This is a genomic window from Pseudomonas sp. NPDC089530 (assembly GCF_050280705.1).
In the GTDB taxonomy this organism is placed as follows: Bacteria; Pseudomonadota; Gammaproteobacteria; order Pseudomonadales; family Pseudomonadaceae; genus Aquipseudomonas.
Window position 1 is genome coordinate 18,418 of the sequence record NZ_JBNNVU010000045.1, and the last position, 26,476, is coordinate 44,893.

The 26,476-nt window shown below is 56.2% G+C and carries 27 protein-coding genes; 13 read left to right on the top strand and 14 right to left on the bottom strand.

Translation table 11 applies throughout. The features are described 5' to 3' along the window. Positions 1 to 7 precede the first annotated feature (7 nt). The 9 genes from ACQKQA_RS17805 to ACQKQA_RS17845 all read right to left on the bottom strand — a co-directional run bounded on the left by ACQKQA_RS17805 (position 8) and on the right by ACQKQA_RS17845 (position 8,352). Positions 8 to 1,006, bottom strand: a complete 999-nt coding sequence (locus ACQKQA_RS17805) for an NAD-dependent epimerase/dehydratase family protein (protein ID WP_427560179.1) — start codon at positions 1,004 to 1,006, stop codon at positions 8 to 10. Beyond that, positions 1,003 to 2,115: an aminotransferase class I/II-fold pyridoxal phosphate-dependent enzyme gene (locus ACQKQA_RS17810; RefSeq protein ID WP_427560182.1), complete on the bottom strand. Its 1,113-nt coding sequence runs from the start codon at positions 2,113 to 2,115 to the stop codon at positions 1,003 to 1,005. The genes ACQKQA_RS17805 and ACQKQA_RS17810 overlap by 4 nt, the downstream gene beginning before the upstream one ends. Beyond that, positions 2,112 to 2,930: an NAD(P)-binding domain-containing protein gene (locus tag ACQKQA_RS17815; RefSeq protein WP_427560185.1), complete on the bottom strand. Its 819-nt coding sequence runs from the start codon at positions 2,928 to 2,930 to the stop codon at positions 2,112 to 2,114. Before ACQKQA_RS17815 ends, ACQKQA_RS17810 begins: the two co-directional genes overlap by 4 nt. After that, positions 2,923 to 3,417: a hypothetical protein gene (locus tag ACQKQA_RS17820; protein WP_427560187.1), complete on the bottom strand. Its 495-nt coding sequence runs from the start codon at positions 3,415 to 3,417 to the stop codon at positions 2,923 to 2,925. Before ACQKQA_RS17820 ends, ACQKQA_RS17815 begins: the two co-directional genes overlap by 8 nt. A gap of 216 nt (positions 3,418 to 3,633) precedes the next feature. Further along, entirely contained in the window at positions 3,634 to 4,782 is a 1,149-nt protein-coding gene (locus tag ACQKQA_RS17825; RefSeq protein WP_427560190.1) for a hypothetical protein, read from the bottom strand. A 118-nt stretch (positions 4,783 to 4,900) separates the two neighbouring features. Further along, on the bottom strand, positions 4,901 to 5,422 hold the full coding sequence (locus ACQKQA_RS17830) for a hypothetical protein (protein ID WP_427560193.1): 522 nt from the start codon (positions 5,420 to 5,422) through the stop codon (positions 4,901 to 4,903). Then, positions 5,423 to 6,208 (bottom strand): hypothetical protein, encoded by a 786-nt coding sequence (locus ACQKQA_RS17835; protein WP_427560196.1) that lies wholly within the window; start codon positions 6,206 to 6,208, stop codon positions 5,423 to 5,425. A gap of 122 nt (positions 6,209 to 6,330) precedes the next feature. Continuing rightward, positions 6,331 to 7,629, bottom strand: a complete 1,299-nt coding sequence (locus tag ACQKQA_RS17840) for an FAD-dependent oxidoreductase (RefSeq protein WP_427560200.1) — start codon at positions 7,627 to 7,629, stop codon at positions 6,331 to 6,333. Positions 7,630 to 7,911: 282 nt separating this feature from the next. After that, entirely contained in the window at positions 7,912 to 8,352 is a 441-nt protein-coding gene (locus ACQKQA_RS17845) for a hypothetical protein (protein WP_427560203.1), read from the bottom strand. Positions 8,353 to 8,940: 588 nt separating this feature from the next. Between ACQKQA_RS17845 and ACQKQA_RS17850 the strand changes: the two genes are divergently transcribed. The 4 genes from ACQKQA_RS17850 (at position 8,941) to ACQKQA_RS17865 (ending at position 12,336) form a co-directional block, all read left to right on the top strand. Further along, positions 8,941 to 9,246 (top strand): c-type cytochrome, encoded by a 306-nt coding sequence (locus ACQKQA_RS17850; RefSeq protein ID WP_427560205.1) that lies wholly within the window; start codon positions 8,941 to 8,943, stop codon positions 9,244 to 9,246. Positions 9,247 to 9,700: 454 nt separating this feature from the next. Then, the gene (locus tag ACQKQA_RS17855; protein WP_427560254.1) at positions 9,701 to 10,684 is read left to right on the top strand and encodes a FecCD family ABC transporter permease; all 984 of its coding nucleotides are present in this window, start codon (positions 9,701 to 9,703) and stop codon (positions 10,682 to 10,684) included. Beyond that, entirely contained in the window at positions 10,684 to 11,451 is a 768-nt protein-coding gene (locus ACQKQA_RS17860) for a heme ABC transporter ATP-binding protein (protein ID WP_427560208.1), read from the top strand. The genes ACQKQA_RS17855 and ACQKQA_RS17860 overlap by 1 nt, the downstream gene beginning before the upstream one ends. A gap of 21 nt (positions 11,452 to 11,472) precedes the next feature. Beyond that, positions 11,473 to 12,336: a ChaN family lipoprotein gene (locus ACQKQA_RS17865; RefSeq protein ID WP_427560211.1), complete on the top strand. Its 864-nt coding sequence runs from the start codon at positions 11,473 to 11,475 to the stop codon at positions 12,334 to 12,336. Positions 12,337 to 12,577: 241 nt separating this feature from the next. On the opposite strand, the gene ACQKQA_RS17870 is transcribed toward ACQKQA_RS17865, so the two are convergent. The 4 genes from ACQKQA_RS17870 to ACQKQA_RS17885 all read right to left on the bottom strand — a co-directional run bounded on the left by ACQKQA_RS17870 (position 12,578) and on the right by ACQKQA_RS17885 (position 15,863). After that, complete coding sequence (locus ACQKQA_RS17870; protein WP_427560214.1) at positions 12,578 to 13,378, bottom strand: Crp/Fnr family transcriptional regulator; 801 nt, start codon at positions 13,376 to 13,378, stop codon at positions 12,578 to 12,580. A gap of 15 nt (positions 13,379 to 13,393) precedes the next feature. Further along, complete coding sequence (locus ACQKQA_RS17875) at positions 13,394 to 13,666, bottom strand: TfoX/Sxy family protein (RefSeq protein WP_427560217.1); 273 nt, start codon at positions 13,664 to 13,666, stop codon at positions 13,394 to 13,396. A gap of 207 nt (positions 13,667 to 13,873) precedes the next feature. Next, positions 13,874 to 14,218, bottom strand: coding sequence for a pentapeptide repeat-containing protein (locus tag ACQKQA_RS17880; protein ID WP_114762307.1), 345 nt, complete (start codon positions 14,216 to 14,218; stop codon positions 13,874 to 13,876). An 88-nt stretch (positions 14,219 to 14,306) separates the two neighbouring features. Beyond that, a complete protein-coding gene (locus tag ACQKQA_RS17885; protein ID WP_427560221.1) occupies positions 14,307 to 15,863 on the bottom strand; it encodes an AAA family ATPase in 1,557 nt (518 codons plus the stop codon). Between the two features lie 117 nt (positions 15,864 to 15,980). On the opposite strand from ACQKQA_RS17885, the gene mrcB reads away from it, so the two are divergent. From mrcB to ACQKQA_RS17900, 3 genes are read left to right on the top strand one after another with little or no spacing between them, the layout of a single operon-like run. Next, positions 15,981 to 18,302: a penicillin-binding protein 1B gene (gene mrcB / locus ACQKQA_RS17890; RefSeq protein ID WP_427560224.1), complete on the top strand. Its 2,322-nt coding sequence runs from the start codon at positions 15,981 to 15,983 to the stop codon at positions 18,300 to 18,302. A gap of 16 nt (positions 18,303 to 18,318) precedes the next feature. Beyond that, the gene (locus ACQKQA_RS17895) at positions 18,319 to 19,056 is read left to right on the top strand and encodes a tetratricopeptide repeat protein (RefSeq protein ID WP_427560227.1); all 738 of its coding nucleotides are present in this window, start codon (positions 18,319 to 18,321) and stop codon (positions 19,054 to 19,056) included. Next, entirely contained in the window at positions 19,056 to 19,391 is a 336-nt protein-coding gene (locus tag ACQKQA_RS17900) for a YqcC family protein (protein ID WP_427560230.1), read from the top strand. The genes ACQKQA_RS17895 and ACQKQA_RS17900 overlap by 1 nt, the downstream gene beginning before the upstream one ends. Positions 19,392 to 19,409: 18 nt before the next feature. Here ACQKQA_RS17900 and ACQKQA_RS17905 read toward each other — a convergent pair whose 3' ends face one another. Next, on the bottom strand, positions 19,410 to 19,832 hold the full coding sequence (locus ACQKQA_RS17905; RefSeq protein ID WP_427560233.1) for a DUF4124 domain-containing protein: 423 nt from the start codon (positions 19,830 to 19,832) through the stop codon (positions 19,410 to 19,412). Positions 19,833 to 20,235: 403 nt separating this feature from the next. Between ACQKQA_RS17905 and ACQKQA_RS17910 the strand changes: the two genes are divergently transcribed. The 6 genes from ACQKQA_RS17910 (at position 20,236) to msrQ (ending at position 26,215) form a co-directional block, all read left to right on the top strand. Beyond that, positions 20,236 to 21,960, top strand: a complete 1,725-nt coding sequence (locus ACQKQA_RS17910; RefSeq protein WP_427560236.1) for an acetolactate synthase 3 large subunit — start codon at positions 20,236 to 20,238, stop codon at positions 21,958 to 21,960. Between the two features lie 2 nt (positions 21,961 to 21,962). Further along, positions 21,963 to 22,454, top strand: coding sequence for an acetolactate synthase small subunit (gene ilvN / locus ACQKQA_RS17915; RefSeq protein WP_427560239.1), 492 nt, complete (start codon positions 21,963 to 21,965; stop codon positions 22,452 to 22,454). Between the two features lie 45 nt (positions 22,455 to 22,499). Next, complete coding sequence (gene ilvC / locus ACQKQA_RS17920) at positions 22,500 to 23,516, top strand: ketol-acid reductoisomerase (protein WP_427560242.1); 1,017 nt, start codon at positions 22,500 to 22,502, stop codon at positions 23,514 to 23,516. A gap of 144 nt (positions 23,517 to 23,660) precedes the next feature. After that, positions 23,661 to 24,518 carry a CDP-diacylglycerol--serine O-phosphatidyltransferase gene (gene pssA / locus ACQKQA_RS17925; protein ID WP_427560245.1) on the top strand — a complete coding sequence of 286 codons (858 nt, stop codon included), beginning with the start codon at positions 23,661 to 23,663 and terminating at the stop codon, positions 24,516 to 24,518. Positions 24,519 to 24,581: 63 nt separating this feature from the next. Beyond that, positions 24,582 to 25,595 carry a protein-methionine-sulfoxide reductase catalytic subunit MsrP gene (gene msrP, locus ACQKQA_RS17930; RefSeq protein ID WP_427560247.1) on the top strand — a complete coding sequence of 338 codons (1,014 nt, stop codon included), beginning with the start codon at positions 24,582 to 24,584 and terminating at the stop codon, positions 25,593 to 25,595. After that, positions 25,595 to 26,215 carry a protein-methionine-sulfoxide reductase heme-binding subunit MsrQ gene (gene msrQ, locus ACQKQA_RS17935; RefSeq protein WP_427560250.1) on the top strand — a complete coding sequence of 207 codons (621 nt, stop codon included), beginning with the start codon at positions 25,595 to 25,597 and terminating at the stop codon, positions 26,213 to 26,215. Before msrP ends, msrQ begins: the two co-directional genes overlap by 1 nt. Positions 26,216 to 26,476 lie beyond the last annotated feature (261 nt).

Genomic DNA, 26,476 nt, shown 5'->3' on the forward strand with positions numbered 1-26,476 from the left:
TGTTCTTCTATGTAGGCGACCATGTGGATGCCCAGCGGATGGAATTGAGAATAGAGGTTTCCAAGGGCGTGGAGGGCGCCCATCCAAGCAGATCCCGTGCCAGCTGGCTGGAGGCATAGCCGCCAATGATGTCCCCGGAGCGTCGCCCCGCCATTTCCACGATCAGGTCGGATGCCGTGGCGTTTATGAAGACAGAGACAAACTCCTTCACGGTGACGCCCTGCTCTGAACCGAGATTCATGATGGGCAGACCGAACGCATTAAGGGGGACCGACAAGGTGCCTTTACCAAAGGCTTCGGCTGCCAGCACATGCGCATCCGCGAGATCACGGACATCAACGAAGTCCCTGATAGTGGACCCGTCACGGGTATCCCAGTCGACACCGTTGATCTGAAAAGGACGATTGAGGTTCGTGCATTGGATTAAAGAGTTTAGAAGGCTGCTCTTGTTAGCCCCTCTAAAACCGGTCCTCAGCTCTTTATCACTGCCGATTGGATTGAAATATCTGAAGATGAAGAACTGAAAATCCCTCGCCTTGGAAATATCATTGAGGGCAAGCTCGAGGAAATACTTGGAGCGAGCATACGGACTCGTCGGGTTGGGAGCGGCGTCTTCGTCGAAACTGTAAGCAGACTCGGAATTGTATAATGACGCGGTGCCGCTCAAGATCAGCTTGTTGACTCCCAGATCGATAAGGTGGTTAACCATCTCGATGGACTTGGAGAAGTTATTGTTGTAGTAGAGATCGGGTTTCAAGGTCGACTCTGCGACATCGATTTTTGCTGCGCAGTGAATGACTAAGCCTATCTCTGGATGTGTCCGGATGATCGTTGTCAGGAGCGCCTTGTCCGCAATATCGCCTTGATAGTAGTCAAATGCGGCGATTGTGTTATCCGCTTGGATGGGCTGTTCGTCGAGAATAATCGGGTGATGCCCGGCATCTGTCAATGCGAAGGCAATCGTATTGCCGATATATCCGGCGCCGCCAGTAATAAGAATTTTCATTTAGAATTTCCAAACAAGCTGAAAATTGTAGCAATTGATTTTTTTAGCTGATCCGCTGGGCAGGCAAAATTTAATCTGATCCAGCCGGGAGAGCCAAATTCTTGGCCGTCCGAGACCGCGACACCCCTGTGTAGAAGCCTCTCGAAAACATTATCGCCTGCTTGTCTAGCGTCAACCCAGGCGAGATATGAGGCGTCCGAAGGGCTGTATTTAAGTGAAGTATTCAGTAAGCCTTCATACACGATGGACTGATTTTTTCTCAACTGAACTATAAGCTTGTCAAGCCATTCCGAGCAGTAAAGATAGCCATGCTCCAATGCTACGAGGCCCAGGGCATTGATCCCCGTAGAATAAAATGCCTGGGTAGATATAAAATTTTCCCTGATAGCGCGGGACGGGATCACGGCATAGGCTACAGATATACCCGACAGATTGAAAGTTTTGCTAGGGGATAGAATAGTGATGGATTTGTTTTTCAGGCCCTTTACTGACCCTGCCGGGACATGGCTCCGCTCTCCGAGTATGAAGTCCGCATGCGCTTCGTTGGAAATTATTACTGTATCAAGATCCTCGATGCTGCTGGCCATTGCTTCTAAGTCCGCAAGGCCGCTAACAATGCCGTTTGGGTTGGTAGGGTTGCAGAGAACTACAGCGGATGGACGGGTACGTGCTATTTTGAGAAGGTCGCTCGCAACAAATGGTTTGCCGGTCGTGGCGATATCTATTGCTTTGGGTTCAATCTCAAAGCCGTTGCCTAGATTCAGTAACTTGCCGTAATTAGGGCGTTGTAAGAAAAATGATCTATTCTTGCAGACGCTTTTAACTCCAACTCTCACGCCGGAGATTGTATTTGGAATAATAGCGATCCACTCTCGGCATATTTCCCAGTTGTAACGAGTCCGGCACCAATTACGAATGGCCTCGTATACCGTATCAGGGATGTTGGGGTAGGAAAAATGCCCTTCCGCAACTCTTTCTCTAATGGCCGAAAGTATTGGTTCTGGTGTGGCATAAGACATGTCTGCAACCCAGTGCGGTTGCGTGCCCGGGTATCTGGCAACGGCCAAAGTGTTTTTTTCCTGACGATTGACTACGCGTAGTTCGCTCATCGGAAAAATTCGCGCATCGAGGTGAAGTCCGCATCATCGTAATGTTGGAGTTGGTCTTCATCCAGAATGGAAAGTAAACATCTGGATAAATCGAGCTTATGATCGATAAATTCATTTAGGGCATACTTTATGTCTTTTTTTGCGTACTTCAGCTTGCAGTGAACATCCTCGTAGTTTTGCGATAAGCACTGGTCGAGTTTTTGCCTGGCGATTGCGCTCATCCAGAAGTCGTTGGAGGTGATAATCTCGGACATCAGGTCCGCTTGAGGCAGGGCGTTCATTATCTGCGACATTTGGCCTAACAGGCCAAGTGAGGTAAGCCCCCAAAGGTTGTAAAACAACTTGAATCGGGTAGGGGTTCCGGCAGCATCGAATTTATATATTTTTGACGATGTGCTTTTGAGAAAAGCATCGTTTTCCGGCAAAACCGCATCTGACGACGCAAAATAAATCAGACTACCGTTCAGTGCGCCCGTTTTACTGCCGGTAAAGGGGGCTTCTATGAACGTTAGTGTTTCATGGCAGAATGCATCGTTTATTTTTTTGATTGTTGTGGGGGTAAGTGTCGATATATCGATGAATACTGTCTTGTGCACTCCGTTGCGCAATGAGGCGGTTAGTATTTCGCTCCATACCATTTCTGCGGTTTCTGCATCAGGCAGGCAAGAAACGACATAGTCATAGCCGGCAAGGTTGGTTTCGCCCAGGTTTTTTTCTGCTCGGGTGTGGTGAGCAATGCGCCATTGGTTTGTATCCAGGCTTTTGCTCAGCGAAGTGGTAATGGTTCCCTTGCCAATAAAAAGGACGCTATACATATTTGGCCCCTTTCACTGTAAAGGAGTCGCTAACCAGTCCAACCTTGTATTGGCTGATCGGCTTGATGCCGCAACTCTCAAGAAATGGAAGGTCTATCCTTGGCGACGTGCACTTGAGAATGGGCGCAGCGATATAATCTGCTATTTCCAACACTGAAAGTCCCTTGGCCTCAAAGTCAGAAGTCCGGTAGTTTCGATAGGTCAAGTGCGGGAGTAGCGAAATGTCCTCGAGTTCAGTGGGCGATATTTCGAATTCAGCGCGATTGTCCACACCCTTCCAGCAAAACCGGCTGAACGCATCGCCAAACTCAACCTCTCCTATATGTTTTCTGTACCCCAGAAACGCTCCTCTTATAATGGAGTGCGGCGCATCTACAAGAGCAAATATTGGAAAGTAGTACTGTACGGAATGCAGGTCGACCATCACTTTCAGAATGGCTTCATGGCTTGGAGTGAAATCGTTATCGCTATAGCAGGTCGATTGCATTCTGGAAATCGTTAACAGCATTTCCTGGCTTACTCGTGCCTCGCTTGGCAAAGTCTGAAGAATTTCCGAGATGCAAGGGAGTGTCTTTTCAGGGCAGAACTCGGCATTGAATTGAATGTGTAAGTTATCGCACTTGAACTTCCATGGGGATATCACTTGAGTTTTTCTCCTTGTGTTGGGCCTGGCAAAATACTGCTTGCGTCATGCCACTATGCGTTACTCACTAGCGAAGCAATTCTGTCTGGAGGGGCTTAGATGTTTCAGAGACAGAAAAAAGAGTAGTGCGGTAGCACTACAGGTTGCAAAAACCAACCCTGTGCCTCCGAAGTTAAAAAGAATGGGGCCTAGAATATACCCTGTGGTTATGCCGGCGAACGTATACAGGCCGCGCATGCCATTCAACTTGGCTGTCAAACCACGAGGAATCTTGCGTTGAAATTGGTTGTGAGATCTCAGAAACATGACTTGGAACGAGAAGCCAATCAAGCAAGAGAGTGCATTGATCAGAATGCTTGATTGGGTAAAGATAAAGGCGATTTCCGATAACGCGATGGCGATGATCAGAATACCGTATTGCCTGAATCGCTCTCCAAAAAAGCGCTCAAACATTATGTTGGCCGCTATGAGTCCAACGACTTGAGAAAATATGATGTTGGCATACAGCTGAACCGGCTTGTCCGAGACACTTTGGCAATATAAGAGCAAAGCACTGAGAAACAGCCCCGAAAGTAACATCCCTATGAATATGAAATGGTTCGCGGAGGCGATCTCTCTGGACTCGCTTCGCTCGACTGCAACATGTGTTGAGGCTTTGGCCGTCGCGGAAACGGAGGACGAGCACAGGCTGAAAAGCACGCAGATTAATAGCATTGCAAAGGCGAAGTTTAGATAGTTATCTGCCTTGGTCAGGGTCAAGCATATCGGGGCAGCAGCCATCGCGACCGTTATGGAAAGCTGCATGCGGGTATGGGCGCGAGAAAGTTCTGCATTACTTACCTCGCTATTTATTACGGAAAGTCGGCGAAAGTTTATGATTCGAAGAATAGCACCGATGCAAAACGTCAGGAAACAGCCCCAGCCAAGTGCTTGGGTAGTACCAAACATGTAAAAGGACAGCGTCGCGGCTGCGGCAAAGAGAATAATGATTCCCGAAAAACCTTTTTGCTTGTAAGAGTCGATATATGGAGCGACGAGCAGGCCGGTAAAGACGGTGGAGGCAGCCATCGTGCTAAGAAATAACGACATTTCAATGCTGCTTAACCCCATATGGTTCACAATCAACGGGATTGATGCCTGAGTGAATCGCTCGGTGAGGGAAATGCCAAAGCACAGCATTACAATTATGTAGCCTTTCAAGTTTTTCACCACTTAGCTCCTTGCACTCATCGTTCGTGCCTGGGGCAACCTGCGTCGTCTGAGTTCAAATACTGGTGTCACACCGAAAATCCTCTGTTCTGGCAATGAAATATGAGAGGTGTTTCATCTACGCATTGCTGCTCTTCATTTTATACAGGCACCACACCATAGTGGGGGCGAAACGCATTTTTATATGGGGGGGGTCGTTATTTTCATCGATGAGGCAACTGCTCGTTACCACCGCGGAGACCTCGCCCTGTTTAAAAAGTTGATAAGCCTCTACCTTCGATTTGGCATACTTTATCTGTTCGTATTTTTCCAGTTCAGGGACCAATGAGGAGGTGGAGGGATGGATGGCGATTACACTATAAGACTTGTGCAATAGAACCATTGGCATGGTCTCTTCAAACCAGACTTTTTCAAGTTCGATGGCTTCAAGGTTTTCAAAGTGAAAGTCCACCCAGGAAAATAGCCTGCCTTCCCGATTTTCTCTGAATCCTGCAGGCACCAAGAGCTTTATTTTATGCTTCTTTGCATATTCAGCAGCCGCTTGGAATGTGTCATGTAATGAGATGCCAGTCCCCAGTCGCTCGGCTTGCCTGTGCGAGTCTGTTCCGATGGGACCTAAAGTGGCGATAATTTCGCACATTCAGGCAGCCTCTATGAACAGGGTGTCTGATTTTTTCAGTTTGTTATTTTCGAGAAAAATAGAATCTATTATTTCTTTTGAATACTTGTCCTTGTCCAAGACGTAGAGCCTTGTGGATTCCAGGAAGTCGGCTGCTGCTATGATCGAAGCGCACTGCGCTACTTGGCGTTCCAAGCGCTCTGCTGTGTCACGCAGCTCTGCATCTGGCAGGTCCCTGTTCAAAATGTTTTGAACCAGCATTTCGTCGATACTGGTGAAGTTTTGAAGTTTTAGTTCCCGTTCATAGATAAAGCTTCTCCTGCCCGGGTGATGCGCGAGATATAGCAACTTCAGGCACGTTATCGCGATTTTGCTATATAGCCTTCTTCTTGCATCAGGTGTCGAGTGTTTCAGTTGTGATGCATAATAGGCGAGGGGCTGGAACTGATAGGCTATAAACTCTGCCGCACGAGTGTTGGTGAAGTCGGGCTTTGAGAGGTTGAGGTCGTTATTGATAAGCGAGTCAAACGCGATAGACAACACTGCGTTGGATGGATGATTTAAGGCGGAGGCGCTCATTAGTATCAACGGGATGGAGTGAGCGTACTCTCTCTTGCAGGACAATGTTTCTGCAATCGAATCGGGTTCGATTATGCAAAGTATATCTGTGTCGGAGTCGTAGTCATATCGGCCTGAGTTTTTGCGTAGTTCTCCTCTCGCCGTGGAACCAGTCAATGCTAATGTGTGCGGAATGTTGGCGTTCGTCAGGCAGGTGATAAAGCCTTCAATTTCAATGAGCTCGCTCATACATTAATTTCCATATTCATGCAGTCCTTATTCAAGTTTGTACACTACTTGTTGGCTAGGCCTATAAGCACAGGCCGCTCTTGTAAGTGGTGAGAATAAAGATTGAGTGTGAATCGCCGGGTTCAGCCGAAGGCTCCAGTTACCATGTTGTCAAATAGTGAATAAGCTGATTGCACTTCGCTGATGTATTGCGCTTCTGGAGCGTCAAGTGGTGTTATGTTGGCCGAAATGGTGTCGATTTTGTTTGAGTCTGGGTTCTGCCGATAATTAACCGTGACAGAGATGGCGTAGTGGGTCCCGCAGAGGCTGAAGCATACATTCATGTATTCTGGCGTCATCACCGGTTGTTTATTGAGTATCGAGTGAATGGCCAGGGCACACACTCTTGCCTGACAGGTAGCGGCAAACGCCGATTTTGGCAGGCTCTGTGCGTCTGCCGCATCGCCAATGACATGCACGTTGGGGATCTTTAACGACTCAAGTGTTTGAGTGTTGACCGGGCACCATCCGTTTTCACCGGTTAGTCCATTGGCGGCGGTAAATAAATCCGCCTTTTGCCGAGGGATGATGTTAATAACATCGCCCTTGAATGTACCTGCCGCGCAGACCAATTCGCGGGTGTCCGCTCTGAGCGCGGTAACCGTGCCCCCTTGCTTGGCCCCAATCCATTGAATATTGCTCTTGTCGGTGCCGTACCCATAAAGTTTTGTCCAGGCCAGCTCGAATTGTGCTTGTTTGGGAAACCTTTCTTTGGAGTCGAGAAAAATCAGTTTTGAGTTTGGCTTGTGCGCTTTCAAATATTCTGCAATCTGACTGACTCGTTCGTAAGGACCAGGTGGGCATCTATATTCGGTATTAGGTGCAGTCATGAGGACGGTGCCGCCATCCGGCATTTCATGCAGTTGTTTTTTGAGAATATTTAGCTGCTCTGCGCCTTTCCAGGCATGTGGAAATACGTTCGCCAACTCTTGGCTATGACCTTTGATGTGTTCGAAGTCGAAGCTGATGCCAGCGGCGACAACGCATCTATCGTAGTGATAGCTCGAATGCCGGGTTTCTATACATTTTTTCTCAGCGTTGATTCGAGTTGCCCGATCATAAACAATATTTATCCCTTCGGCCGCTAACTTCGTGTAGTCAAACGTCAAGGTCTTCTCGTCTCGTTTGTCGACCAGGTATTCTGCGCCTAGCGGCCCGCAGTGATATTTGGGATTTTCCTCGATTAATGTGATCTTCACATCGGGGGCGAGGTGTCGGAGCGTGCGTGCAAATGTGGCACCGGCGAAGCCGCCACCAATCACCACTACTTTGAACGCTTCTGCAGAAGCAAATTTTAGCGTAGGCCCTGCCACAGCATCTAATGCAGCAACCCCGGCGCCTGTCGCTAACCACTTAAGAAGCGTTCTTCGTTCGTCTAGCATGTTGTCTCTATCCTTAGAGTACTGATCAAGTTATCAAGGTCAGAAGCTTCCTGCCTTTATGGGCTTGATGCGTTAAGTTTGACCCGAGGGGGCATGCCTTGATGGTGCAGGCACGGGATCTGTCCAGGCAGGCGTCAGCTGGTCACTTACAGGCTGCATGCGGGGCGTGCATCAAGCGAAGCGGCATCATGGAGAGGCGCTCTCCATGGCCGGATCGCTCGATACCTGTCTAAAGCATAACCTGTGGTCGGGGGAATCATCAGGTCATTGGAACTCAAGCTTTTACTCTACGACTTTAGCGAAATACGATTGGGAATTCTGGAGGTAGATTTTTGGGATTTTCAGGTCGCCGTACTTGTCAGAGTGTTTACCTACGTACGCCCCGCGGTTTTCCTTGGGGCCGAAGTTCTTATACGTTTCTTCGAAATGTTTTTTGTCTTTCAGGATGGTGATATGAATCAACGGTTCCCCTTCTTTTGTGGGGATCAGGTTGATGGATTCACTTTTGTTCTTTTGGCCTGCGGAATATGCCTTGAAGTTGGCGGCCTGTTCTTTTGCAAAAGACTCAAAAAATTCTTTCTCCATTCCTTGAGGCGGCTTGAAGACTATGACCACCGCGTTCAGGTCCTCTGTTGCCTTTTTTTCGGCTTCGTCGGCGAATGTTGTGGCGCTATTGAGGCCTAGGGAGAGTGACAGCAATGAGAACAGGAGGGTTTTTTTCATGAGGGTTCCCTGATTTCCTTGGGGTGGCAAGTCCAGTCTCCAGACTTGTTGTTTCTTTAAAATTTTTGCTTGAGGCGTTTTTCTGTTTTGGTTCTTTCTTTGGCTTTAAGAAGTTAAGAGGAGATTGAGAGTTTTATAATTTTTTTGCTCTGCCGGATTCGTTGTTCTTAGTGGTTGAGTTTGCTCTATGGTTTTGGATCCAATCAGTTGGCGAGCGTTATAGCCCCAGGGGGCTGTGTCGACAAGCGGCAAAATGTAATAAGATGTTTCTTTTGCGAATGGCCTATTTTATTGGGTGGCGCCAGGTGTTTCTAGCATCATTTTTTGCATGATAGGAGTTGCGTATCGTTGCTTTTTACTTTTTTGCTGTCCTTGACGCACGTGGTTTTTACGGGATAAATTTATGCCGGTTCGCCCACGCGAAGGTTGTTTTTCCTGCCTGTAAGAAGTTGGTTTGCTTCTAGATAAAAGAGTCTTGGAGGCTCTTTGTTTTATGGGCGCGTGCGAAGAAAGGGTATCGGTGTATTTATATGTTGATATTGGTGTTTTCGCGTTGGTGATGTTGAAATTATATAAGGATATAGTCTGATGAATTTTTCGGTTGGTTTTGTTGTTGCATCATTTCTTTGTGTTGCCAATCTCGCATTCGCTGGTGGTGATGAAAACGGAGTAATGGCTAGTAATGGTTGCGTGAATTGTCACGGTGTCGAAGGGCGAGGTCCAACGGTTGGTAATATTCCTCCCTTGAAAGGACGTTCGAAAGAGTTCCTTGTCGCGGCAATGGAAGGTTATAAGACAGGCACTTTGCATGGGACGGTGATGAACCGAGTGATGAAAGATTTTGATGCGCAAAGAATTGACGTTCTGGCCACCTACTTTAGTTCCATAAAGTGATGTGCCGAATGCAGGCTCTAGTGGTTTTTAAGTCTCTGTCGCAAGTAGTTGGGCGCGGGGCGCAGAAAGCCGAATCTTTAAGAGGGCTGTCTGGCTCAGTGCTTTTCCTTAACCTTTCTGGGTTGCTGCCTTTATGGTCATGGCGTTCGCAAGGGATCGAAAGCGCGACCACGCGTTAACGCAAACATAGCTGTATTATGCTCTGTCTGATTTTCATCAGGCTTATAGTGTCGGCAACACTTAATTGATGGCCTCTCATGGAAAATCCGATTCAGTTGGCGGCAACGGCTCCGAGGCGCGGACGGCGCTGCGGATTTAGCCTGGCTCGGCTGCCGGGTCGCCCCAGGCCGCGGCTGTCCAAATTTCCGAGAAGCCAGCCGAGCGAGCCCAATTGCTTCCAATGACCCCTTTACTCAAACCCCGGGCTTTGTTCATCACTCTGAGCCTGCTGTGCCTGTTGGCGATCTGGTTGTCCCTGGCGCTCGGGCCGGTCAGCCTGCCGTTGCTCGACACCCTGCGTGCCGCCTTGCGTCTGCTGGGCCTGCCCATTGAGGGCCAGGGGCTGGAGCAGGCTGAACTGATCCTTGGGCAGATTCGCCTGCCGCGCACCTTGCTGGGGTTGGCGGTGGGCGGTGTCCTGGCCTTGTCCGGGGTGGCGATGCAGGGGCTGTTTCGCAACCCCTTGGCCGACCCTGGGTTGGTGGGGGTTTCCAGTGGTGCGGCCCTGGGCGCGGCTTTTGCCATTGTCGGCGGCTCTCTGTTGGGCGGGGTGTCAGAAGCGATCGCGCCTTATCTGCTGTCGTTGTGCGCCTTTCTTGGCGGCCTGGTGGTGGCAGCGCTGGTCTATCGCTTGGGACGGCGCAATGGCCAGACCCACGTGGCGACCATGCTCTTGGCGGGGATTGCGCTGACGGCGCTGGCCAGTTCGGCCGTGGGACTGTTCACTTACCTGGCCGATGACGCGACCCTGCGCACCTTGACGTTCTGGAACCTGGGCAGTCTCAACGGTGCCAGCTATTCAAGGTTGTGGCCGCTGTTGCTGGTCAGCGCGGCCGTGGCGTTGTGGCTGCCGCGCCGGGCCAGGGCCCTGAACGCCTTGCTGCTGGGGGAGTCGGAAGCCGGCCACTTGGGCATCGATGTCGAGCGCTTGAAGCGCGAACTGGTGTTCTGCACCGCTCTGGGTGTCGGCGCGGCCGTGGCTGCCGCCGGGCTGATCGGTTTTGTCGGGCTGGTGGTGCCCCATCTGGTGCGTCTGCTGGCGGGGCCCGATCACCGGACCTTGTTACCGGCGTCGATCCTGGCCGGCGCCAGCCTGCTGTTGCTGGCGGATCTGGTAGCGCGCCTGGCGCTGGCACCGGCGGAGTTGCCCATCGGTATCGTCACCGCCTTTATCGGGGCGCCGTTCTTTCTGTTCCTGCTGTTGCGAGGGCGTGCCTGATGCTGCGAGCGGAGAATCTGACGGTGCGCCGTGGCAGCAAGATCGTGCTGGAAGGGATCGACCTCGAACTCAAACCCGGTGAAGTGTTAGGCGTGCTGGGGCCCAATGGCGCTGGTAAAAGCACCTTGCTGGCGGCTTTGTGCGGCGAGTTGAAGCCTGATCACGGTCAGGTCCGGCTGGATGAGCGCGAGCTCTCCAAGTGGGAAGGCGGGCAAAAGGCGCAAAGGCTGGCGGTGCTGCCGCAAAGCTCGACGCTGGAGTTCGCCTTCCGCGTCGAAGAGGTCGTTGGCCTGGGACGCTTGCCTTATCAAAGCGGCCGGGCGCGGGATGACGAGATAGTCGGGCAGGCGCTGCACGCCGCGGATGCCGGGCATCTGTACGGCCGCAACTATGTGGCCTTGTCCGGTGGCGAACGTCAGCGCGTGCACCTGGCCCGGGTGCTGGCCCAGCTATGGCCGGGCGCGGTCGGTCAAACCCTGTTGCTCGACGAGCCGACCTCGGCCCTCGACCCTTTGCATCAACATGTCACGTTGCAGGCCATCCGCGCGTTTGCCGATCGGGGCGTCGCGGTGCTGGTGATCCTGCATGATCTGAACCTCGCCGCGCGCTATTGTGATCGCCTGTTGCTGCTCGAAGGCGGCCGCCCTCACTCGCTGGACAGCCCGGCACGGGTGCTGCGGCCCGAACCGCTCAAGGCGGTGTTCGGCCTGGAGGTCCTGGTGCAGGAGCATCCCGAGCGCGGACATCCCTTGATCATCGCCCGCTAAGGCGATTCGCGGAGGCGCCCCATGCGTGCGCTGTTGATTCTGACCCTGTTGCTGCTGGGGGCCTGCCAAAGCGCTCCGCTCATGCCCGAGCTTCCGGTTCCCGCGCGGAGCGGGGCGATTCAGGATCTGCACAGCGGCCAGATCCTGACCCCTGAGGAACTGGTCGTTCGCCTCTCCCGGGCGCCACGGGTGATGGTCGGCGAGCAGCATGACCACCCCGAGCATCACGCTGTGCAGTTGTGGTTGTTGCAGGCGCTGGCGACCCAACGTGCGCAAGGCAGCCTGTTGCTGGAAATGCTTGTGCCGGACCAGCAGCCGCGGGTCGACTCGCTCCAGCAGCACCAGGCGACACAAGGGTTGCCGGATGATCTGCCACGGGCGCTGGCCTGGTCGCCCGGTTGGGATTGGGCGCTGTACGGACCTATCGTGCGTTATGCGCTGCTCCAGCCTTATCCGTTACTGGCCGCCAACCTGGATACCGCTGAGGTTCGCGGCATTTACCGCCAGCCACCGGTCTTGAATGGTGAGCGCTCGAATGCCACCACGGTGCGCAACGAATTGCTGCGGCAAGTTCGTGACTCCCATTGTGGCCTGCTGCCCGACAGCCAGATGCCGGCGATGCTGGCGGTTCAGCAGCAGCGCGATCGCCGCATGGCCGAGCGCTTGCTGGCGGCGCCGACGCCGGCGCTGCTTTTCGCCGGAGCCTTTCATGCGCGCAAGGATGTTGGGGTACCTGTCCACCTGTCGGACCTGGAGTCGTCGAACGGCACCCTGGTGTTGATGCTGGCGCAGCAGGGCACGCCGGTAGCGCCGCAAAGCGCGGATTATGTGTGGTACGGCGCGCAATTGCCGGAGAAGGACTACTGCGCGCAGATGCGCCGGTAAGCCGCTGGCCAGCGGTTTTTTCCGGGCAAAAAAAGACCCGGCAAGAGCCGGGTCAAATAACCGTGATTAGCCTGATGAGGAGATAATCTGAGAGTCCGAACCACCGGTCTTCCAGGTTATCGACCGATCTCGCGATCAGTTGTGATAATCATAACGATTCTCATTTAATGGTCAACAAGAATTTTTCCCATCTCTGCGTATTTCGCCAAACGCTCGTTTGGATTGTCGATAAAACAGGGGCTCAAAGGCTGCTGTTGAGGTGATGCAGGCGGCTGACTTCCTTGTTCAGCAAGTCGATTCGCCGCGCCATGCTTTCGATCAGGCTCTGAGTAATGCGTGGGTTGCTCTGGGTCAGGCTGAGAAACTGGTCCTTGGGGATCAGCATCAAGGTGCAGGGCTCGCTGGCAATGACACTGGCGTTGCGTTTTTCCCCGGTAAAGACGGCCATCGCGCCAAAGATCTCGTCCTTGGGTACGTCTCCAACCTTGTGTCCGTCGACAAACGCTTCGGCATGCCCCTCGATAATGACGAACACGTGATCGGCCTCGTCGCCCTGGCGAATCAGCAGTTCCCCCTTGTCCACACGTTGAAAACCGTGGCTGCGGTGCTGTTCGGGCTGTTTCAGGCGGGCAATGGCATCGGATAGCAGGGCGGTTTGCCCGATCAGGTACTGCAGGAACAGTTCCGAACGCTGCTCGTTGGCATACACATGCTGGAATACTGCCGAACGTTGATAGGGGATCAGGCTCAAGGGTCGGTCGCTGCTGAGTTGCCAGCGAGGCAGTTCGGCCCCTCGGCGCAGCCCGAGCAAGTCGCCGGTGTGCAGGTAAAACAGTGGGCGCTCATCGACGCTGGCCTGCACCTGGCCGCCTTCAAGCAGAAACAGTTGGCTATCGGCAAGGGTGCTTGAGAGGTCTCTGGAGGGCGCCACCACCAATGCGTCGCCAGACGGGGCCAGGCCTTCCAACAGGCGGGGCGGGATGCTTTGCAGTTGATTGGTCAGGGCGTCAGCGTAAGCCGGTTGTTCCCCCAGTAAGTACATAAAAGGCCTGCCAGGTCAGTTCTTGTGGAGCGAAGAAATGGCTTCCAACTGCTTGTTGAGCGCTTCCTTGCGTTCTGCTGGGACATCGTTCCAGTGCACGTCCATCAAGGCGCCTTCGATAGCGTACAACAGCACCTTCGAGGCCCTGAATCCTCGGGTGCGCACCGCCCGATAGGCGTCCACCGCCCCCAGGCGGCGCAAGTCCGAAGCGCTATGGATGCCCACCGCATGCAGCCACTGTGCCGACGTCTTGCCGAGGTTCTTCAGGTGTTGCAATTCATCATTCATCAAGCCTCCTTGCGACAGCCGAATGGTGCGTGGGCGAGTCTCAAAGGAGTGTAGCGTTCAGTAGGAAAAGCGCTGTTCTTTGGTCGCTTTTGGCGCAAAAGCTTCTAAGGCGACAGAGGAAACTACGTCAGAAGCAGAGGGGAAAGGAGAAGGGGAAAGCCAAGTCCAGCGTAAGGCGGGGACGCCGGACTTCGGAAAAACGAACGGTTACTTGGTGCGGTAGCGCAGGCGGGTGCCGAAATTGACAGACATGAGGATTTCGTCGGCGGTCAGTTCAGGGGGGAAGTAGGCTCCGGAGATCTGGGCGTGGGCCAGGCTCGCGCCTTCCATGGAGGAGTTGCGCAGGTCGAGGCCGCGCAGGTCCGCGGAACGGAAATAGGCGTCGGTGAAGTCGATGCCATCGGCGTTCAGTTCGCGTAGGTCAAGGCCGCGGAAGTCGCCGCCACGCATGTCGACGATCTGGTCTTTCGGGCGTTCCCGGTTGAAGCCGTCGATGTCGTCTTTGTGCAGCAAAGCGTAAAGGGGGGTGTCGAGAAGTTTGGGCTGACTCATGGGGGCGTCCCTGCTGGAATTATGACGCCAGTATAGTGCCACTATTTCAGCCGTGAAACCTTTACGGTTTCACGGCTGAAATAGTTGATTACAAGCCTGGGAGACGCTGGCGAATGTTCGCGACCAGGGCGTCGAGGCTTCCGCTTTCGTTGGTCTCGACGCGCTTGCTGCGCAGCGCTTCCTCAGCGGTCAGGGCTTCGCGATTCGCTTGCTGTTGCTCGATCACGGCCAGGGTCGCGTCCGATGGGTCGTTGCGGTCGGCCTGGCGTTGCGCCAGCCAGCTGGCGATGACGGCTTGCGGCGCATTGCAGTCGACGATCAGGCACGGCGTGCCGGTCGCTTCGGCAACCTTGGCCGCGGCATCACGCTGGTCGCGCTTGAGGTAGGTCGCGTCGATGACCACCGGGAAACCGGCCCGCAGGACGATGCTAGCAATCTCATGCAGGCGGTCATAGGTCGCGGTATTGGCCTGGGCATTATAAATGCCGGCATTCGGATCGTTCGGCACCTGCTGCTCACCGAACAGGCGCTTGCGCTCGACATCGGAGCGCAGGCGAACGGCACCCAGGGCTTCCACCAGGCGCATGGCCACATGGCTTTTGCCGACCGCGGAGACGCCCGAGGTAATGGCCAGGAAGCGCGACGGAATGGTGCTGTAGCTCTCGGCGAGGTTGGCGTAGTTGCGGTACTGGCGCAGGGTGGTGGCGCGCTGCACCGGGGTGGCGTCGGCCGGCATGCTGAACAGCGCGACCTTGGCGCGGACCAGGGCGCGATAGGCTTTATAGAAGTTCAACAGCTCCAGGCCCTGGTAGTCGCCGGTCTGTTCCAGGTACTGACTGACGAAGCGGCGGGCCAGGCTTTTCAGGCCGCGGTCTTCCAGGTCCATGGCGAGGAAGCCGGCGTCGGCGTAGACGTCGGTGAAGCGGAACGGCTCGTTGAATTCGATGCAGTCGAAAATCACCACCTTGCCGTCGATGACCGTCGCGTTCCCCAGGTGGATGTCGCCATGGCATTCGCGGATGAAGCCTTCGGCCTTGCGCTGGGCGAACAGCGGTTTGAGGCGTTCGAAGCTGCTTTCGGCCCAGGCTTGCAGGGCTTCGAGTTGTTGCAGGTCGGCCTTGTCATTGAGGAACGGGCGAATCTGCTCGAAGTTCTGGCGTACAGGCGCCATCACGCTTTCCGGGGTGCCGGCTTCGTGGCTGGCCGGGACGCGCGGGGCGTTGAGGTGGAACTTGGCGATCTGCCGGGCCATCTCGTCGATGTGTGCGGTGGTCACTTCGCCGTTGGCTTGCAGGGTGCTGAGCAACTGGCTTTGCGGGAACTGGCGCATTTTCAGCGCATATTCGATGACCGGGCCGTCACCACCGAGCTGCGGCGCTTCGGCACTGCCGGTGATCGGCAACACTTCCAGGTACAAATCGTCGGTCAGGCGCTGATTGAGGCGCAGCTCTTCGCCGCAGAAGTGTCCGCGAGCTTCGAGGCTGGTGAAGTCGAGGAAACCGAAGTTGACCGGTTTCTTCAGCTTATAGGCATAGGCGCCGGTGAGCAGGACCCAGGAAATATGGGTTTCGATGACCTGGAATCCGTCTACGGGATGCGGGTAGAGGGCCGGGTTTTGCAGAGCGGCGATCAGGGATTGGCTCACAAGCGATCCTTCAGAGTCGGGGAAAATTCAAGGGCGTCATTATGGCCGCTGACAGGGCTAACGCAAACCTCGGACGGCTCCTGTTGACGATGAATAAAGTGCGTATAATCCGCCGCCATGACTCGTACCCGATCCCCCCGTACCGCTAAAAAAACTCCGTCTGGTGGCCTGCGCCCCTGGCTGGGCTGGGCCTTGAAGCTCGGTCTGGTCGGTCTGGTGGTGCTCGCCGGCTTCGCGGTTTATCTCGATGCCGTGGTCCAGGAGAAATTCTCCGGCAAGCGCTGGACCATTCCGGCCAAAGTCTACGCACGCCCACTGGAGCTGTTCGTCGGACAAAAGCTCAGCAAGGACGATTTCCTCACCGAACTCGACGCCCTGGGCTATCGCCGCGAAAGCGTGGTCAACGGCCCCGGCGCCGCCTCGGTCAGTGGCAACACCGTGGACCTCAACACCCGCGGTTTCCAGTTCTATGAAGGCATGGAGCAGGCGCAACCGGTGCGGGTGCGGTTTTCCGGCGACTACGTGGCCGAGCTGTCAGGCAGCCAGGGTGCGAAACTGGCGGTGGTGCGCCTTGAGCCGCTGCTGATCGGCGGCCTGTATCCGAAGAACCTCGAGGACCGGATCCTGATCAAGCTCGATCAGGTCCCACCGTATCTGCTGGAAACCCTGGTAGCGGTCGAGGACCGGGATTTCTACAGCCACTTTGGCGTGTCGCCCAAGTCGATCGCCCGGGCCGTCTGGGTCAACACCTCGTCCGGGCAGATGCGCCAGGGCGGCAGTACCCTGACCCAGCAGTTGGTCAAGAACTTCTTCCTCACCAACGAGCGCAGCCTGAGCCGCAAGCTCAACGAGGCGATGATGGCGTTGCTGCTGGAGTTGCATTACGACAAGCGTGAGATCCTCGAGGCCTACCTCAACGAGGTCTTCATCGGTCAGGACGGCCAGCGTGCCGTGCACGGTTTCGGCCTGGCCAGCCAGTTCTTCTTCAGCCAGCCGCTGGCCGAGCTCAAGCTGCATCAGGTTGCCTTGCTGGTGGGGATGGTCAAGGGGCCGTCCTATTACAACCCGCGTCGGTATCCGGAGCGGGCGCTCGAGCGGCGTAACCTGGTGCTCGACCTGCTGGCGCAGCAGGGCGTGGCGACGCCGGAGCAGGTCGAAGCGGCGAAGAAAATGCCACTGGGCGTGACCAAGCGCGGCAGCCTGGCGGACAGTTCGTTCCCCGGCTTCCTGGACCTGGTGAAGCGCCAGTTGCGTGAAGACTACCGCGACGAAGACTTGACCGAGGAAGGCCTGCGGATCTTCACCAGCTTCGACCCGATCCTGCAGATGAAGGCCGAGGCTTCGGTCGGCGACACCTTCAAGCGCCTGGCCGGCCGCAAGGGCGCGGACGAAGTCGAGGCGGCGATGGTGGTGACCAACCCGGAAACCGGTGAAGTCCAGGCCATGATCGGCAGTCGCCAGCCTGGCTTTGCCGGCTTCAACCGGGCGCTGGATGCGGTGCGGCCGATCGGTTCGCTGATCAAGCCCGCGGTCTACCTGACGGCGCTGGAGAAGCCCAGCCAGTACACCCTGACCAGCTGGCTTTCCGACGACTCGTTCTCGGTGAAGGGCGCTGACGGCCAGGTGTGGAAGCCGCAGAACTACGATCGCCGCACACACGGTACGGTCTTCCTTTATCAAGGGCTGGCTCACTCCTACAACCTGTCGACCGCACGGCTGGGTCTGGAAGTCGGCGTGCCGAACGTGCTGAAGACTTTGGGACGCCTCGGCGTCAGCCGCGAGTTCCCAGCGTTCCCTTCGATGTTGCTGGGGGCGGGGGGCTTGAGCCCGATGGAAGTTGCCACCATGTACCAGACCCTGGCCAACGGTGGTTTCAACACCCCGATGCGCGGGATCCGTAGCGTGCTGACCGCCGAGGGCGAGCCGCTCAAGCGTTATCCGTTCCAGATCCAGCAACGTTTCGATCCGGGTTCGATCTACCTGATCCAGAGTGCGATGCAGCGCGTGATGCGCGAAGGCACCGGCAGCTCGGTCTACAACGTGCTGCCGCGCTCCCTGGCGCTGGCGGGCAAGACCGGTACCAGTAACGATTCCCGTGACAGCTGGTTCGCCGGTTTCAGCCAGGATCTGCTGGCGGTGGTCTGGCTGGGGCGCGACGATAACGGCAAGACGCCGTTTACCGGTGCCACCGGCGCGCTGCAGGTCTGGACCAGTTTCATGCGCAAGGCCGACCCGCTGCCGCTGGATATGCCACAGCCGGATAACGTGGTGCAGGCCTGGGTCGATTCGCGGACCGGACAAGGTTCCGACGCCAACTGTCCGGGTGCCGTACAGATGCCGTATATTCGCGGCAGTGAGCCCCCTCCCGGTCCGGCTTGCGGCGGTCTCCCGGCGCCCGTCGAGTCGGTGATGGATTGGGTCAAGGGCTGGATGAATTAAGCGAAGAGGGTTTGACGTGAACAAGTGGTGGATTCCAGCTATTACAGCTCTGGCTTTGCTCAATGGTTGCGCCAGCGTGCAGCGTGGCTCGATTCCGGTGGTGGATTCCGGCACTGCCGTGTCCAACAGTGAGCGCATATCGGCCAACGGCGGCTTCCGCAAGACGACGGTCAAACGTCCGGCCCAGGCGCAGGCTCAGACTCAGGCGATTCCGCAGGACTCGGGTGTCGTGGTGATGGTCCCGGGCGGGGCCGCCGCGACTGCCGCGCCGATCAGCAGCTCGCCGATCACTCCGGGCCCGATCACGCCTGGGCCTGTCGATACCTCGCCGATTCAGTCCGCACCGATCAATCAGGGCAGCTACAGCCTGCCGCCGACGCCGAGCGGCGTGCCTTCGGCCAGCGCTGGCGGCCTGTCCGCCGATGAACAACTGGACGGCCCGGTGCTGGCGCTGTTGACCACGGCTCAGCAACAGCAGGCGAGCGGCGACCTGAACGGTGCGTCCTCCAGCCTCGAACGCGCCCAGCGTGTCGCGCCTCGCGAGCCGCAGGTGCTGTATCGCCTGGCCCAGGTGCGCATGGCCCAGGGCGATGCCGCACAGGCCGAACAGTTTGCCCGTCGTGGCCTGAGCTTCGCCAATGGTCGTCCCGATCTGCAGGCCAGCCTGTGGGGGTTGATCGCCCAGGCACGGGAGAAGCAGGGTGACGCCGCCGGTGCTGCCCAGGCCCGGCAGAAAGCCAAGGTATCGCTGTGATGGATGCGCGCTTTCCGAAAGTCGCCGAACAGTTGCTGTTGATCGAGCGTGAGCTGCGTTTGCACGGGCTGTGGGATGAGACCCCGCCGAGTGCCGAGGCGCTGGCCAGTGTCGAGCCTTTTGCCGTGGACACATTGGAGTTCGAACAATGGCTGCAGTGGATCTTCCTGCCACGGATGAAGGCGATTCTCGAACAGAATCTGCCCCTGCCCAACGTTTCGGGCATCCAGGAAATGGCCGAAGTGGTGTTTGCCGGCCGCTCGATGCAGGGCCGGGATCAACAGTTGCAGATCCTGCTCAAAGAGTTTGACCAACTGATCGTCGCCACCCGCTGAAACACCTGCAACCACTGCCTAGCGGCAGTGGTTGTCAATCGCCTTTCTCGTCTCCATGGTGCGCTGCTGACGTTGTTCCTCGTTCAGGCGGCGCATTCCTCCCTCTACGTTCTCGCTCAGGCGCGGGTTGTTCTGTAACTGCGCCAGGCTGGCGCGTGCCTGTTCGCAAAAACTTCTGCGTTCGGCTTCCTGCTTGGCAAGCTGTTGTCTCACCTGGCTGTCCATGACCGATTGCCGGGTATCCGCCTGGCTGCGCGGTGACGAATTGCTCGTGCCTTTGGGCACGGCTGGCAGCGTGATGGGGGTACTGGCAACCCCCAGGGGAGGCTGGGCGTCGAAGTGGGTAACCCCTTCGGCGTCGACCCACCTGTAAACCTCCCTGGCCTGGCAGGGAAGATTCCAGGCTAGAAGCAGACTGATGGTGATGGCGAAGATTCGCATTTATGAATTCCTTATCCAGGATTGCGCAATTGAAGCGCAGGCGCTCGCTGTTTAGAGGTTTTTTCTTGCGTTCTCATGCGCTTAGTTCGAATTAAGCCCATTGGCATCTTGACTTGCAGAGGGCGAAACAGAAGAATCCAAAGTCCGCTGTAGAGGGACTGCCAGAAGCAGACCCACTCGGTAGAACATGAGGCGCACACCAGCGCCGACCTGCTACACCCGCAACGCGTTACCTCGCGCTGGGTGGGAAAACCCCGCAACACTTGGGGCACTCCCAATACTTGCTCAGTCAGTGCTGACGTAGTCGGCGACCACCGTCGCTCATGCTCTGCCGAGAAGTAAACCTATTAAGACCCGTCCCCTTTCAAGAGGGCGGTATTCTGGCGTTTTAGAGGTGAACAACGTGGAGCTTTTATCTGGCGGTGAGATGCTCGTCCGCTTCTTGCGTGACGAAGGCGTCAAATATATCTATGGGTACCCGGGTGGTGCTCTCCTTCATGTTTACGATGCCCTGTTCAAAGAACCGGAAGTGACCCACATCCTGGTTCGTCATGAACAAGCGGCGACCCATATGGCTGACGGCTACGCCCGTGCCACCGGTAACGCCGGCGTGGTACTGGTGACTTCCGGCCCAGGCGCGACCAATGCCATCACCGGTATCGCCACGGCCTATATGGACTCCATTCCAATGGTGATCATCTCCGGTCAGGTGCCTAGCACCATGGTCGGTACCGACGCGTTCCAGGAAACCGACATGATCGGTATCTCCCGGCCGATCGTGAAGCACAGCTTCATGGTCAAGCACGCTTCGGAAATCCCGGAGGTCATGAAGAAGGCGTTCTACCTGGCGCAATCCGGTCGTCCGGGTCCAGTCGTGGTCGATGTCCCCAAGGACATGACCAATCCGGCTGAAAAGTTCGAATACGTTTTCCCTAAAAAAGCGAAGCTGCGCTCCTACAGCCCGGCTGTTCGCGGTCACTCCGGGCAGATCCGCAAGGCGGCAGAAATGCTCCTGGCGGCCAAGCGTCCTGTGCTGTACGCAGGCGGCGGCGTGATCCTCGGTGGTGGCTCCGCGCCGCTGACCGAACTGGCACAGATGCTCAACCTGCCGGTGACCAATACCTTGATGGGCTTGGGTTGCTACCCTGGCACCGATCGCCAGTTCGTCGGCATGCTCGGCATGCACGGCAGCTACACCGCCAACCTGACCATGCACCACGCTGACGTGATCCTGGCGGTTGGCGCGCGTTTCGACGACCGGGTTATCAACGGCGCGCCGAAGTTCTGCCCGAACGCCAAGATCATCCATGTCGACATCGACCCGGCTTCCATCTCCAAGACCATCAAGGCAGACGTGCCTATCGTCGGTCCTGTGGAGAGTGTCATGACCGAAATGGTCGCGGCCCTCAAGGAAATCGGCGAAACCCCGAACAAGGATACGGTCGCCAGCTGGTGGAAGCAGATCGACGAGTGGCGCGGTGATCGTGGCCTGTTCCCTTACGACAAGGGCGACGGCAGCATCATCAAGCCGCAGACCGTGATCGAAACCCTGTGCGAAGTGACCAAGGGTGATGCCTTCGTCACCTCCGACGTGGGCCAGCACCAGATGTTCGCGGCGCAGTACTACAAGTTCAACAAACCCAATCGCTGGATCAACTCCGGTGGCCTGGGCACCATGGGCTTCGGCTTCCCGGCGGCCATGGGCGTCAAGTTGAGCTTCCCGGACGCTGACGTCGCCTGCGTAACGGGCGAAGGCAGTATCCAGATGAACATCCAGGAACTGTCGACCTGCCTGCAGTACGACCTGCCGGTCAAGATCGTCAACCTGAACAACGGTGTGCTGGGCATGGTTCGCCAATGGCAGGACATGAGTTACGGCAGCCGCCACTCGCACTCCTACATGGAATCGCTGCCTGACTTCGTCAAGCTGGTCGAAGCCTATGGTCACGTGGGCATTCGCATCACGGACCTGAAGGACCTGAAGCCGAAGATGGAAGAGGCGTTCGCCATGAAGGATCGCCTGGTGTTCCTCGATATCCAGGTCGATACCAGCGAGCACGTCTATCCGATGCAGATCAAAGACGGCTCCATGCGCGATATGTGGCTGAGCAAGACGGAGCGTACTTAATCATGCGGCACATTATCTCCTTGCTTCTGGAAAACGAACCGGGCGCCTTGTCTCGTGTGGTGGGCCTGTTTTCCCAGCGTAACTACAACATCGAAAGCCTGACTGTGGCACCGACCGAAGACCCGACCTTGTCGCGTCTGACGCTGACCACCGTGGGGCACGATGAAATCATCGAGCAGATCACCAAAAACCTGAACAAGCTGGTTGAAGTGGTCAAGCTGGTCGACCTGACGGAAAGCGCGCACATCGAACGCGAACTGATGCTGGTCAAGGTCAAGGCCACCGGCGCCCAGCGCGCCGAGGTCAAGCGCACCACCGATATTTACCGTGGGCAGATCGTCGATGTCAGCGCCAGCGTGTATACCGTTCAATTGACCGGTACCAGCGACAAACTCGACAGTTTCATCCAGTCGATCGGCACCGCTTCGATTCTGGAAACCGTACGCAGTGGCGTCACCGGCATTGCCCGTGGCGACAAAGTACTCAGCATCTAACTCAAATTGGCGAATGGCCGGAACGGCCTGATATAGGGGAAATTCATGAAAGTTTTCTACGATAAAGACTGCGACCTCTCGATCATCCAGGGCAAGAAAGTTGCCATCATCGGTTACGGCTCCCAGGGCCATGCTCAAGCGTGCAACCTGAAAGACTCCGGAGTCGATGTGACCGTTGGCCTGCGTAAAGGCTCGGCTACCGTTGCTAAGGCCGAAGCCCATGGTCTGAAAGTGACCGACGTGGCTGCGGCCGTTGCCGGCGCCGACCTGGTCATGATCCTGACCCCGGACGAGTTCCAGTCCCAGCTGTACAAGAACGAAATCGAGCCGAACATCAAGAAGGGCGCCACCCTGGCCTTCTCCCACGGCTTCGCGATTCACTACAACCAGGTTGTTCCGCGTGCCGACCTCGACGTGATCATGATCGCGCCGAAGGCCCCAGGCCACACCGTACGTTCCGAGTTCGTCAAGGGCGGCGGTATCCCTGACCTGATCGCGGTTTACCAGGACGCTTCCGGCAACGCCAAGAACGTAGCCCTGTCCTACGCGGCAGGCGTGGGCGGTGGCCGTACCGGTATCATCGAAACCACCTTCAAGGACGAGACTGAAACCGACCTGTTCGGCGAGCAGGCCGTTCTGTGTGGCGGTACCGTCGAGCTGGTCAAAGCCGGTTTCGAAACCCTGGTCGAAGCTGGCTACGCGCCAGAAATGGCCTACTTCGAGTGCCTGCACGAACTGAAACTGATCGTTGATCTCATGTACGAAGGCGGTATCGCCAACATGAACTACTCGATCTCCAACAACGCTGAGTACGGCGAGTACGTGACGGGGCCGGAAGTGATCAACGCCGAATCCCGTCAGGCCATGCGCAACGCCCTGAAGCGTATTCAGGATGGCGAGTACGCCAAGATGTTCATCAGCGAAGGTGCTACCGGCTACCCATCGATGACCGCCAAGCGTCGCAACAACGCTGCCCACGGTATCGAAATCATCGGCGAGCAACTGCGTTCGATGATGCCGTGGATCGGTGCCAACAAGATCGTCGACAAATCCAAGAACTAAGTTCGGCTTTTGTCAGGGAAAACGCGGCTTAGGCCGCGTTTTTTCGTTTGGATAGACAGGTTCTGGTATAAAGCTGGATCCTTTGGGGTCGAATCGCGGCCCTGGTACCGTCGAAACTTTTCACACCGTTGCAAGGTAATGTCCATGAGCGAACGTCCCGAAGAGCCAAACCAGGCCTCTGACGCCGAAAGCCTGCTACCCGTCGATGAGCATGTCGAAGAAGGGCATGACGCTGAAGGCCGTAAAGTCCGGCATCGTGGTATCTATCTGCTGCCGAACCTCTTCACCACCGCGAACCTGTTCGCCGGTTTTTACTCGATCATCAATTCCATGAGTGCCCAGAGCGCGGCGAGCGCTGGCGACGCGGCAGGGGCGAGCAAGTATTTCGCGTTCGCGGCCATCGCGATCTTTGTCGCCATGGTGCTCGATGGCCTGGACGGGCGTGTGGCCCGCATGACCAATACTCAGAGCGCCTTCGGCGCCGAGTATGATTCGCTGTCCGACATGGTCGCCTTTGGTGTTGCGCCTGCCTTGCTGGCATTCGGTTGGGCGCTGGGTGACATGGGCAAGGTTGGCTGGATGGTCGCCTTCATTTATGTGGCGGGCGCGGCTTTGCGTCTGGCCCGTTTCAACACCCAGGTCGGGACTGCCGACAAGCGTTATTTCATCGGTCTGGCCAGCCCGGCGGCGGCGGGTGTGGTGGCCGGTATCGTCTGGGCATTCAGTGACTACGGTATCCAGGGTTCGAAGATGTCGTTCCTGGTGGCGCTGATGGTGGCGGCAGCCGGCATGCTGATGGTCAGCAACATCAAGTACAACAGCTTCAAGGAGCTGGATCTCAAAGGGCGCGTCCCGTTTGTAGCCATCCTGGCGGTGGTGCTGGTGTTTGCCGTGGTATTCAGTGATCCACCACGAATCCTGCTGTTGGTATTCCTTGCCTATGCGGCATCCGGGCCTGTGCAATACCTGCTGCATCTTCGTCGACGCAAAACGTTGCCTTAATGTAATTTCCCCCATACTCCGCAGTCTATTGGTGCATCAGTCCTCCAATGCTGCGGAGTTGCCATGTTGATCAAAGTCCCCAAGTCGTCTGATTGCAAAGAGTCGGACGTCACGCCTGAATCTCTTTATCTCTCTCGTCGTAGCCTGTTGGGCGGGGCTCTTGCCGGCCTGGCCGCAACTGCTTTGCCGCGCTGGGCCAGCGCTGAAGAAGCAGGGCGCTATGCTGGCGTCGATCCTGGCAAGGCGCCGTCATGGTTCACACAAAAACTGCCGCAGACCAAATGGCAAGCCGTTAACGTCAAGGACGAGTCGATCACCCCATTCAAGGATGCCACCCACTACAACAACTTCTATGAGTTCGGTGCCGACAAGGGCGACCCGGCTGCCAATGCCGGCGCGCTGAAAACCGAGCCCTGGAGTGTGGTGGTGGATGGTGAGGTGGGTAAGCCTGGGCGTTATGCGCTGGAAGACTTCATGAAGCCTTACCAGTTGGAAGAGCGGATCTATCGGCTGCGTTGCGTCGAGGCGTGGTCCATGGTGATTCCCTGGATAGGTTTCCCGGTCTCCGAGTTGCTCAAGCAGGTCGAGCCGACCTCTAAGGCCAAATACATTCGCTTCGAAACCCTGCAGGACCCCAAGAGCATGCCGGGTCAGCGGTCGGGGTTTGCCCTGATCGACTGGCCTTATGTGGAGGGGCTGCGCCTGGATGAAGCCATGCACCCGTTGGCGATTCTTGCCGTGGGGATGTATGGCCGTGAGCTGCCTAATCAGAACGGTGCTCCATTGCGCTTGGTGGTGCCGTGGAAGTACGGCTTCAAAAGCGTGAAGTCCATTGTGCGGATCAGTTTGGTGGAGGAGCAGCCGAAGACGACCTGGCAGAGTATTGCGCCCAATGAGTACGGTTTTTACGCGAATGTGAATCCCACGGTCGATCATCCACGCTGGACCCAGGCCCGTGAGCGTCGGCTGCCTAGCAGTCTGTTCAGTCCCAATGTGCGCGAGACGCAGATGTTCAATGGGTACGCGGAGGAAGTCGCCTCTTTATATACCGGCCTGGATCTGCGGAAGAACTACTGATGCGCTACCCACTCTGGCGCCTTGGCGTCTTTATTGTTGTGGCTATCTGGCCTTTGTTCTGGTTGTACCAGGCTTGGGCTTCCGTTCTCGGGCCCGACCCGGGGAAAGTGCTGGTCGATCGCTTGGGGTTGGGGACACTGACTCTGTTGCTGATCACCCTGAGCATGACCCCGCTGCAGAAGCTGACGGGTTGGGCGGGGTGGATCGCGGTACGGCGGCAGCTGGGTTTGTGGTGCTTTGCTTATGTGGTTCTGCATTTAAGCGCTTACGCCGTCTTTATCCTCGGGCTAGATTGGTCGCAGTTGGGGGTGGAGTTACGCAAGCGGCCCTACATTATTGTGGGAAGCCTGGGTTTCCTCGGATTATTGGCCTTGGCGGTGACGTCCAATCGATACAGTCAGCGTCGCCTGGGCAGTCGTTGGAAGAAACTGCACAGGTTGGTGTACTTCATCCTGGGGTTGGGTTTGCTACATATGCTCTGGATTGTCCGGGCGGATCTTAAAGAGTGGGCTATCTATGCCTCTATCGGCGCGTTGTTATTAGTGCTGCGGGTGCCACCGGTGACGCGCCGAATTCCCCGGTTGTTGGTGAAAAAACCATCTTCTGCAACAAAAACGTAATTAGGTGTTGACGGCGAATTATATCTCTCTATAATTCGCCCCACTTCCGGCGCAGTCGAAACGGAAAACTCCTTGGTATTCAACGAGTTATACGATTTTCGACAGCGGTTGCGCTTCAGTTCAGCGAAGCCCGAAGGAGTCGATAAGGCAGTGTGGTTTCGCCTGATTGACGATTCGATCGTCTCGGTCGAAAGCGGAGCAAAAGAGGTGTTGACAGCAGCGTGTAACGCTGTAGAATTCGCCTCCCGCTGACGAGAGATC